Raw genomic sequence first — 9,757 nt, 5'->3', positions numbered from 1 at the left:
ACGTTATATCGTTTACATATATCAAGGATTTCATCCATACGGCAGGGATGTCCGTAAAGATGGACAGGGATACATAGCTTGATACCCTTTCCCTTACTCAGGACGGACTCAAGACTCTCAGGGTCCATATTGTATGTTTCTGTTTCTATATCACAAAATGTTGGTATCAAACCCTGTATGGAAAGCGCCATGGCTGAGGCTATATATGTATTTGGCGTTGTCACAAATCTATCCCCTGCCTTCACCCCGCAGGCAAGACCGCCAATCCTTAGGGCATCGGTACCATTTCCAACCCCTACCGCATGCTTGACCCCAATGTATTGAGCAAAGACTTCCTCAAATGCCTTCACCTCCTTCCCCAGGATATACTCCCCCTTTGACAACACATCCTTAAAAATCTTAACAAGTTCTCTCTTTATCTCCTGATGGTCTCTTTCGAGGTCAAACATCCTTACCAACATTACCAGTACTCCCTTTTATACTTTCTGTAATAATCTATTGTTCTTTTTATACCCTCCTCCAACGATATTCCGGGCTCCCAATTTACTGTTTTCTTTATCCGTGTTATGTCAGCATAGTAATCGCCCGGCTCGACCTCTTTCCTCTCCTTTGTAAACTCTGTAAATTTTACCCTGCCGGAACCTGCTACCTGTACAATCCTCTTTGCAAGTTCGTTGAAGCTTACTGGCACGCCTGTGCCAACATTAAAAACCTTTCCATAAGCCCTGTCAGTCAATGCTGCCAAAAGCATACACCCAACAAGGTCATCAACATAGAGAAAGTCACGAAGAATATGTCCATAGCCAAAGACAGGGATATTCTCATTGTCTATCGCCTTTCTAATAAACCAGTTAAATACACCATACTCATCGTGCGCCATCTGATGCCGTGGACCATAGGTATTCGTTATCCTCAGGCACACACCTTTTATTCCATAAATATCATCATACACAAGCACCATCTTTTCTGCTGTCAGGTTTGTAACTGCATATATCCCCTTTGGGTTTGTGGGGTGGTCCTCATCGACAGGGAGCTTCACGCTTGATCCGTATTCCCCCCTTGTTCCTGCAAATATCACCTTTGCAGACCTGTTATGCTGCCTCAATGCTTCAAGCAGTACGAGTGTGCCGCGACAGTTTATATCAAGGTCCTGAACAGGGTTTCTCATGCTGTCAACATGGTTTACCTGGCCTGCCAGATGAAAGATATAGTGTTTTCCTTTTACAAGGTGGTTCATCGATAGCTCATTTCTCACATCAGAGAAATTTACCCTTACCTTATCCTCTATGTCCCTTATGTTGAAAGGGTTACCCCCCTGTCTTGGCAGCATATTGTCTACTATTGTGACGCGGGCACCGAGCCTTGCAAGTTCTATAGAAAGATTGCTCCCTATAAAACCAAGTCCTCCGGTAACAAGCACCTCTCTGTCTTTGAATGATTCCAACCCCTTCATATTTTCTCTCCGGTTCTCAAATTTATAAAGTTTATATGGTGCTTCTGCTTACTCCTTACTCCTTACTGTTTTTCCACTCCTTTTCTCCATCTCCCATAATTTTGCATGTTTCATAAAAACGTAGAACATTGTAGATACAACGATGATAAACCCCGGTATACCATCGAGGAAACCCATTTTAAAAATATAATCCCTGAAAAAGCGGTATATGGGTCTTGTGAGCATGTTGAAAAGATGAAAATGCTGATGGGTTGAGTAAAGGTCCCCTGCGAAAGCCTCGGAATACCTGTCAATTGTCCTTATCTGATGAGCAATATCCATGTAAGGGGTATGCATGTAATGGTTTTTCAGCCTCCCCACCTTGCCCTCAACATACACCCTTGCATGTATTCCCCCTTCCCATCTCCCTTTTTCCTTTTTATATAGCCTTATCTCTTCATCAGGATACCAGCCGCCGTACCTTATTTCCCTTCCAAGATATACGTTTCTCCTGCTCACAATAAAAGCATCGTAGGGGGTTTCCACTGAAAGGAGATGTTCTATCTCTTCTTTTAGCCCCGGTGTAAGGATCTCGTCCGCATCAATAAAGAGTACCCATGGGTTTTTACATAAGCCCTGTGCATACTGGTATTTATCCCTCTGGCTATCTGTTTCATACTGGTAGACCTTCTCGGTATATCTCCGCATTATTTCCGGGGAACCATCTGTACTGTATGAATCAACAACAATTACCTCATCGGCCCAGCCCGTTACACTCTTCAATGCCCTTTCAATGGTGGGGCTGTTGTTAAGGGTTATCATGTATATGGATAAAGGTAGTTTCACTTGTCCTCCAATTGTTTTATAGTTTTTATAATATCCCTCGTTGAATGTTCTTTCGGGTCTCCAACGATGGCAACCTCCCCTCCATAAGAAATCACTATATTTCTTTCGGGAACATTATCTTCGGTATAGTCTGTCCCCTTCGCATGTATATCGGGTTTTAATGTCAGGAGGAGTCTTTCCACAGTTGGCTCTCTGAAGATTATCACATAATCCACATATTCTATTGCGGATATAATCTCAGCCCTTTCTGCGGCTGGCGTTACGGCCTTTCTCCTCTTCCCGAGTCCAGTTACTGATGCATCATCATTGATTGCCAAAATTAGTATATCACCGAGTGCCTTTGCCCCCTTCAGATACCTTGTATGCCCCACATGAAGAAGGTCAAAACAGCCATTTCCAAAAACTATCCTCTTCCCCTTTTTCTTCTCAGCTTCGATAATGTTTTTTAATTCAGTGAGACTGCTTATAATCTTTCCCATACTACTCCGTTTATATAAATTATCCTTTTTCAATGCTTACTTCAGAAAAACCCTTCCGCCTTAAAAACGCTTTAATCTGCCTTTTGCTCATAGCTTATTGCTTTTCGCTTTTAGCTCTTTGCCTATCCTCTACGCTAATTGCTTTGCCTTCATCACTTATCACTTAACACTCATCACTGTCTTAAGCTCTTCCGCCGTAACCGTTGCCGTTCCCCTTTTCATAACCACTACCCCAGCAGCATAGTTTGCAATAAGCGATGCTGTATAGAAATCTCCACCACTTGCAAGCGAAAGTGCAACAGCTGCACAGACAGTATCGCCTGCACCTGTTACATCCGTGACATCATCCTTACCAGAAATAGGTATATGATAGACCTCTCCACCCTTTAAAAAGAGGCTCATGCCTTTATTCCCCCTCGTAATAAGAAGGGCGGCAACATCCATCAACTTGAGTATTCTCCTGCCCACTTCTTCTATATCGTACCTTTCATTAAGAGAAGACAGGTTATATGCCTCAGACTCGTTTGGGGTAATTATTGTAAATCCCTTAAGCTCTTTAAGATTATACCTCGAATCACCAACAACTACCTTGTTCTTTGCCAGATTTCTCACATAGGCACTAATCTCGCTGTCGACTGCCCCGTGTCCATAGTCCGAAATAATGAACCCATCCATATGGGGACTAATTTCCTTCAATCTCTTTTTAAGGAGGCTTCTTTCATGTTTAGAAAAATGTTTATCGATGTTCCTGTCAATTCTAATAACCTGTTGTTTAGATGTGTGTGTATCTCCTGCAAGTATTCTTGTTTTTGTAACTGTTTCGCCATCATGCCGTATAAACCCATCCATGTCTACTGTTTTATAACGGGAAAAGTATCTTATGAGTTTATTCCCTGCATCATCACTACCTATAAAACCCAGAGGAAAAACATGTGCACCCAGGGCTAAAAGATTGTGTATCGTATTACCTGCACTGCCCGGGTATATCCTCTCTTCCTCGTATTTTACAACAACAACCGGGGCCTCTCTTGAAAGCCTGTATGGTTTCCCAAAGATGTACACATCAGCAATGATATCTCCAACTACACATATCTTTCTCCCCTTGAACCTGTCAATTAATGCAATTGTGTTTTTTGTAGGGGTTAAGGATCCGAGGATTCGAGGGCCCGAGTAGTTTCTTCTTGACCCCTTGACCCCTTGGATCCTCGACCCCTGTTTCTTATCTTTTACCTTCAAGTATCTCCTCCACCTTCTCCAATACATCTTTTGGTGTTATGTTTTTTAAACATTCATGTGTCCTGTCACACTTCTTCTTATTACAGGGCCTGCAGGGAACATCCTTCAATATCTGGTACACATAAGGACTTGGATAATGTGTATACCTTTGGTCCATTGGGCCCAAAAGCACTATTGTGGGAACAGAAAGGGCCGCTGATATATGCCGTGGCCCCGTATCATTACTCACCACAATAGACGCCCTCGAAAGACATACCTTTAAGTCTCTTATATCCATGGATTTTACTTCTATGTGTGCCTTATTGATAACCCCTTCGTAAATTTTATTTGCAAGCCCTTCTTCGCCTCTACCAGGTAGTATATATACCTTCACACCGTGATCTTTTACAATCATATCTGCAAGCTGAGAAAAATAATAATCAGGCCAGCATTTAGACGGCCCATATTGAGCCCCCACGATAAATGCTATATATGGTCTATAAATATCCGTAAACTTCTTATCAAACTTCTGCTCCTCATCTTCTGTTACAAAAAGCAGTGGTGCATCCAGAAACCTTTTGCCACCAAGCGTATCTATAATCTTAAGGTAATGCTCTACTGTAGGCTCCGGCGTGGTTCCTTCATCAACATGGTGTGTAAGCATAAATCCTCTTTTGTTCCTTCCATAGCCAATCCTCTCCTTTATGCGAGCAGCATAGAACAAAAGGGCAGAACGGAAAGAATGCGGCAATACAATGCCCCTTTTAAAATTAAGACCCTTAAGAATGCTAACCGTATCTAAAAATGAAATAAACCCCTTTTTATTGTCAAGGACTATAAATCTATCAAAAAGCCCCAGGCCGTTATATATGTGTATGGCATTGTTTTTTCCTATACCCCAGAGTTCTCCATCAAGGGATGCCCTCAAAGAACGGAGAAAGGGTGTAGCCATTACTATATCTCCAAGCCAGTTAGGAAGATAAACTATTGTCCTTCCAGTCACTCCTCACGCCCATAAATGGATTATACTTCACTGTGTAGTAAAGTCTACCTTTATTTTCCATCTCTTTATCCAGCATGTTCACCTGCTTTAAAAATAGGTCTTTCTCTTTGCGCCAGAGATCCCCTCCTGCAAGCTCAATCCTTTTCATAAGCTCCCTGTATTTTTGCTCCCCATCTATATCTGCACAACCATTCACAAACAGACAGAATAAGGTTTTCAGCTTATCAACAAAAAGATCTACATCACTGCCAAGCATCATACAGGTTTCGTCTGTAAAGTTATCAAGCATGCCCATCTTCTCAAAATCTATTAACCCTGCATGCTCCGCTATCTCGTATGCCTTTGTGCCTATAAAAGGAAAGAACAATGACCAGCGGAACCTTCCAGGTTGTATCCTCGCGAGGAGCTCTATTGTCTCCATGATATCTTTCTTTTTTTCATGGGGCAATCCTATCATAACAAAGGCTGATGTGTGAAGTCCAAATTTATGGGCCACGTCAAAGGCCCGTTCTATATCTTTATTCGACATGTATCTATTCAATACATTCCTTCTTATCTTTTCGCTACCGCTTTCAAGGCCGAACTTTACTATCCTGCATCCTGCCTCTTTGAGATGCCTTGCCATGTCTTCATCGAATATCCGCGCATGGGCATTACAAACAAAACCTGTATCTGTGACCGCTTTGTACTTTTCAGAAAACTCGCTTAGCCATGCCTTGTCAAAGGTAAAAATATCATCATCAAATATGAACATCCTGATACCTTTGTAGTGTGAAAGGAGATACTCTACCTCCTTTATCATCTCATCCACACTATGCCTTCGCAGGTAATGCTTTGGCAAATGCCCCTGTGCTTTATACAGCCCCATAATTTTATGGTTGAGGCAATAGGTGCACCTGAAAGGGCAACCACGGGAAGCCATCAACCCTACCCATCCATCCTTCGCATCTATCATCTGCTGAAAGTTAAACATATCATAATCCTTAAAAGGCAGTTTCGTTATATCAATGTATGGCCTCAAGGGCTCAACTATTATATTACCCCCATCCCTATGCCCTATGTTCTTTATGCCTTTTGGATTACCCTTTTGTATTAGTTCAAGCAGTGCCTCTTCTCCCTCCCCGATACACAGGTAGTCTACAGACCCTTCAGACATTGTCCCCTGAGGATCCATAGTCGGGTGAATACCCCCAAAGATTATGGGAACATCAAGGTAGCTTTTAATGCTCTTTGCAATCTCGATGGCATACTTATACTGGTTTGTAAGCACAGAAAAACCTATCAAATCCGGTCTTATGTCAAGTATATCCTTCTTGATCCTGTCAAGGTTCAGAGGATAATTTAATTTTTCGTTGACGTTCAATAAATACGTCTCAATATTGTGGGTCTTTAAAAAACCGGATATATACGCTATACCGTAATTAAAACCTATCTGGGCATTAATGTTTGGATAGATAAAAAGTATACGCATTAATTCCTCTGACATAAACCATTTTTACTATACCCTATACCCTGACCCCCATGCCCTGCTCTTTTATACATTCGCTGCACCGCTTCAAAAACCTCTTCCACAGTAATATCTTCAAGACACTTCCTGCCATGACAGTTCTTTTTCTTGCAAGGGCTGCATGGCAATTCCCTTCTTACTATTATATGGGGTGAACCGTACGGGGCATTCACGTAAACATCTGTGGGACCAAAAATTGCCACAACAGGCTTATGTGCAAATGCTGCAAGGTGCATAACCCCTGTATCACCGCCAATATACATATCAACCATCTTCAATAGAGCGAAAAGCTGCGGGATATTTGTAGGGCAGGATAAAAAGACACCGTCGCCTGCCATTTGCCTTAAGTGCTCTGCTTCCCCTTCTTCCCCTGGCCCCCACAGGATAAGAACATGGGCGCGACTTTCATCTTTTATTCTCTTAATCAGCCCCGCATACCTATCCATGTCCCATCTTTTGAATCTGCTTCCCTTGCTGGAAAAAGGATTGATTACAAAGATAGGGGTACCTATACCTATTCTTGAAAAAAAGTTATCTATATATTCGTTCACATCTGCTGGGATTTTAAGTGTAACTTCCGGGATAACACCATCTATACCAAGGTACTTCGGGAGGAGCATATTCCTTTCAACCTTATGAATCCTCTTATCATATGCCTCGACTTTCTCCTGGTAAAAAAGGTGGCTTTTTTCCTTAGCAAATGCCTTCCCAAAACCGACCCTCCTCTCTCCACGGACAAACATCGATAGCATAGCGCTCTTTATTATTCCATGAAAATCTACAACAAGATCATACCTCGTTCCCCTCAGCTTCTTCAAAAAACCTTTGAACTCCCCTGTGGCACGGAGAAGATTGCCTTTCCTTATTGCCCTTTCAATGCTCGCCCTTGGAAATTGTATCACATCATCTATAAAGCTCTGATAAGACAAAAGCTCACCGACAGAGCCCTCCACAAGCCATGAGATACGGGTTTGGGCGAAGGCATCCTTAATAGCCTTCACTGCAGGAAGACTCATAAGCACATCACCTAAGGAACTTAATCTTATGACCAGAATGTTATTTGGGGCTGACATCTCTCAAGACTTTTAAAAGCTGCGAGGGGATTATTGCAGTTTTTTTGCTGTTATTTATGCAGATATGCTTTGTCTTCCCTTCCACAACCAGGTTTCCTTCTTTATATATCTCATAATGGAACGTGAGTCCTCTCGATTTTAATTCCGATATTTTTGTCTTAACTATTAGAAGGTCATCATAGGTAGCAGAACTGTAATATTGTACTTCCATACCCACAACAACAAGGTGATAACCCATATCTTCAAATTCCCTGTAAGTAAAACCCCTTTTCCTCATAAACTCGCTTCTTCCAATCTCAAAATATATCGGGTACGTTCCATAATAGACAATGCCCATTCTGTCAGTGTCTGCATATCTTACCCTTACAGGTACTTCTATAAAATCAGTATCGTTTGTTCCGGCTTCTCTGTCCAATTGTTTCATTTTTAGAGTGCCCTCATAAACTCGGGTCTCAAAAGAGAGGGGTCTTTTCGATTCAATACATATTGTATCGATTTTAATATCTTTTCCTTTTCTTCCGGCAACCATGCCTTAACGGGTAGATAGTTTGAGGCATGATTTGAGGCAAAAAATGTATGGGTTACATTGGTGTGCTTTATCATGATAGCGAGTTCCTCAAGCAACATATAAGGATTCGGGACCTCAAACGTCCCCCTTTTCGCCTCCTCAGCGAGCGGGGTACCTGGAACAATAATCACGCTTAAGGCACCTACATAATCAGGGTCTATCTTACTCAAAAATTTTCCTGTCTCTTCTGCGTGGATTGTGCTCCTCTCAACCCCACCCAGACCGAGAAGTACGGTTACCGATAATATAATCCCTGCCTCTTTTACCCTGCGTGCGGCTTCTGCAGTCTTCTCCAGCGTAGTCCCCTTGCACACCCTATCAAGCACAACCTGGTCACCGGATTCTACACCGAGATAGATAATCCCGACACCAAGCTCTTTTAACGCCTTTAGCTCCTCCACAGACTTTTTTAAAATGGATTTTGTATTTCCGTATATGCCAATCCTCTCAAGCTTGGGAAAGGCATCCCGTATAAGCTCAATTATGGGAATAAGCCTTTTCTGCGGTATAATGAGGGCATCCCCGTCTGCAATAAATACCTTTCTTATATACCTCGCATAGGCCTTCGCCTCTTCAACGTCTTCCCTGACCTCTTCAAGCGTCCTTAGTCTGAACTTCTTGTCTTTAAAAGAACCGCAAAAGGTGCACTTATTATGAGAACACCCTATGGTAACCTGCAATATTAAGCTGTCCGCCTCGCTTGGAGGTCTGTATATAGCACCTTCGTACCTCATTTCTCAATCCTGTAAAGCCTCTCTCCTTCCCTCACAAAACCGTGTTTTTTTCTCACAACCTCTTCCAGATATTGATCGTCCTTTTGCAGCTTATCTATTTCGTTCATCAAAAGTACATTTTCCTGTTCCATCCTTTTAATGGAAGCGCTGACTGCCTTTATCTCCCTTTTTAACATTGTGTATCCAAAGATACCGCCTTCAGAAAAAACCATTTGAATAAATAAGGCGGCTATTAAGATTATAAAACCATATTTCTTTATTACATCTTCAAGCATATATTTATATTAACGGCAAGAAAATAAAATGTCAATCTTATTAGTCCTAATCAATATTTAGATAACGATTGATGGTAAGCTCTAAAGCACTGGTGTCCTGTCTCATAAGAATGTTGACAGGAATGAGAAGATAGCATACCTATTTTCAAGCCGGAAGAGCTTTGTTGCTCACTATGTTCGCAATTAAACCTTACTGGAATGAGCATCGAGCACGGTTTCATTGCGAGCGAAGTCGAGCAACAATTCTTGGGGCCACCCGCAAAGTTCCAGCGGGTACCCGGCTGAAGGTTAGCGTCCCCGTAAGGGGCTCAGGAGCATGTCCGAAGACCAAAGGTCAAGTTTGCAAATTTAAGTGAGGAAGACCATAGAAAGGGTAAAAATTTTGAGCCAGCGAATGGAGGAAACAGCGTTCCGGCTCTCAGGCTTTATTAAAGCCATGAAAAAATGTGCAATAAATTTGCTTTATGATTTTTTTTGAATGAGCTCGACGTCTACCTCGCCCTTAAAGGCATCATCAAGGGCTTTCTCAAGCCTCTGATAGTCTTCCTTCTTTTCCATTTCTATGACCAATTCCCTGTCATCAAGTACCTTCAATTTTCCAAACTGTTTTACAATCTCAATAACC

11 protein-coding genes are annotated in these 9,757 nt (G+C 42.1%); all 11 read right to left on the bottom strand.

The genetic code is table 11. From position 1 onward, the window contains the following. A partial coding sequence (locus NTU69_02370; GenBank protein MCX5802374.1) for a DegT/DnrJ/EryC1/StrS family aminotransferase occupies nt 1-461 on the bottom strand: 461 nt, incomplete at its 3' end. After that, on the bottom strand, nt 461-1,453 hold the full coding sequence (locus NTU69_02365; protein ID MCX5802373.1) for a GDP-mannose 4,6-dehydratase: 993 nt from the start codon (nt 1,451-1,453) through the stop codon (nt 461-463). The genes NTU69_02365 and NTU69_02370, both read right to left, overlap by 1 nt. Nucleotides 1,454-1,501: 48 nt before the next feature. Further along, on the bottom strand, nt 1,502-2,278 hold the full coding sequence (locus tag NTU69_02360) for a glycosyltransferase family 2 protein (GenBank protein ID MCX5802372.1): 777 nt from the start codon (nt 2,276-2,278) through the stop codon (nt 1,502-1,504). Beyond that, nucleotides 2,275-2,757, bottom strand: coding sequence for an adenylyltransferase/cytidyltransferase family protein (locus NTU69_02355; GenBank protein ID MCX5802371.1), 483 nt, complete (start codon nt 2,755-2,757; stop codon nt 2,275-2,277). The genes NTU69_02360 and NTU69_02355 overlap by 4 nt, the downstream gene beginning before the upstream one ends. 159 nt (nt 2,758-2,916) lie before the next feature. Continuing rightward, nucleotides 2,917-3,993 carry a bifunctional ADP-heptose synthase gene (locus NTU69_02350; GenBank protein MCX5802370.1) on the bottom strand — a complete coding sequence of 359 codons (1,077 nt, stop codon included), beginning with the start codon at nt 3,991-3,993 and terminating at the stop codon, nt 2,917-2,919. Continuing rightward, nucleotides 3,977-4,924 (bottom strand): lipopolysaccharide heptosyltransferase II, encoded by a 948-nt coding sequence (gene waaF, locus NTU69_02345; protein MCX5802369.1) that lies wholly within the window; start codon nt 4,922-4,924, stop codon nt 3,977-3,979. Before waaF ends, NTU69_02350 begins: the two co-directional genes overlap by 17 nt. A 19-nt stretch (nt 4,925-4,943) precedes the next feature. Continuing rightward, complete coding sequence (locus NTU69_02340; protein MCX5802368.1) at nt 4,944-6,446, bottom strand: radical SAM protein; 1,503 nt, start codon at nt 6,444-6,446, stop codon at nt 4,944-4,946. Next, a complete protein-coding gene (locus tag NTU69_02335; GenBank protein ID MCX5802367.1) occupies nt 6,446-7,498 on the bottom strand; it encodes a glycosyltransferase family 9 protein in 1,053 nt (350 codons plus the stop codon). The genes NTU69_02340 and NTU69_02335 overlap by 1 nt, the downstream gene beginning before the upstream one ends. A gap of 40 nt (nt 7,499-7,538) precedes the next feature. Next, nucleotides 7,539-7,979, bottom strand: coding sequence for a thioesterase family protein (locus NTU69_02330; protein MCX5802366.1), 441 nt, complete (start codon nt 7,977-7,979; stop codon nt 7,539-7,541). A gap of 2 nt (nt 7,980-7,981) precedes the next feature. Continuing rightward, nucleotides 7,982-8,857, bottom strand: a complete 876-nt coding sequence (locus tag NTU69_02325; protein ID MCX5802365.1) for a radical SAM protein — start codon at nt 8,855-8,857, stop codon at nt 7,982-7,984. Then, nucleotides 8,854-9,132, bottom strand: a complete 279-nt coding sequence (locus NTU69_02320) for a septum formation initiator family protein (GenBank protein MCX5802364.1) — start codon at nt 9,130-9,132, stop codon at nt 8,854-8,856. Before NTU69_02320 ends, NTU69_02325 begins: the two co-directional genes overlap by 4 nt. Between the last annotated feature and the right edge of the window lie 625 nt (nt 9,133-9,757).

The sequence above is a fragment of the Pseudomonadota bacterium genome (assembly GCA_026388215.1).
Classification (GTDB): Bacteria; Desulfobacterota; Syntrophorhabdia; order Syntrophorhabdales; family Syntrophorhabdaceae; genus JAPLKF01.
Note: the sequence above shows the minus strand (reverse complement) of the source record. Positions and strands in the feature narration are given on the sequence as shown.

Excerpts from the sequence above, each read along its gene's own strand:
- NTU69_02325 (MCX5802365.1), bottom strand. The coding sequence starts at position 8,857 with ATGAGGTACGAAGGTGCTATATACAGACCTCCAAGCGAGGCGGACAGC.
- NTU69_02355 (MCX5802371.1), bottom strand. The coding sequence starts at position 2,757 with ATGGGAAAGATTATAAGCAGTCTCACTGAATTAAAAAACATTATCGAA.
- NTU69_02335 (MCX5802367.1), bottom strand. The coding sequence starts at position 7,498 with ATGAGTCTTCCTGCAGTGAAGGCTATTAAGGATGCCTTCGCCCAAACC.
- NTU69_02330 (MCX5802366.1), bottom strand. The coding sequence starts at position 7,979 with ATGAAACAATTGGACAGAGAAGCCGGAACAAACGATACTGATTTTATA.
- NTU69_02340 (MCX5802368.1), bottom strand. The coding sequence starts at position 6,446 with ATGCGTATACTTTTTATCTATCCAAACATTAATGCCCAGATAGGTTTT.
- NTU69_02365 (MCX5802373.1), bottom strand. The coding sequence starts at position 1,453 with ATGAAGGGGTTGGAATCATTCAAAGACAGAGAGGTGCTTGTTACCGGA.
- waaF (MCX5802369.1), bottom strand. The coding sequence starts at position 4,924 with ATGGCTACACCCTTTCTCCGTTCTTTGAGGGCATCCCTTGATGGAGAA.
- NTU69_02320 (MCX5802364.1), bottom strand. The coding sequence starts at position 9,132 with ATGCTTGAAGATGTAATAAAGAAATATGGTTTTATAATCTTAATAGCC.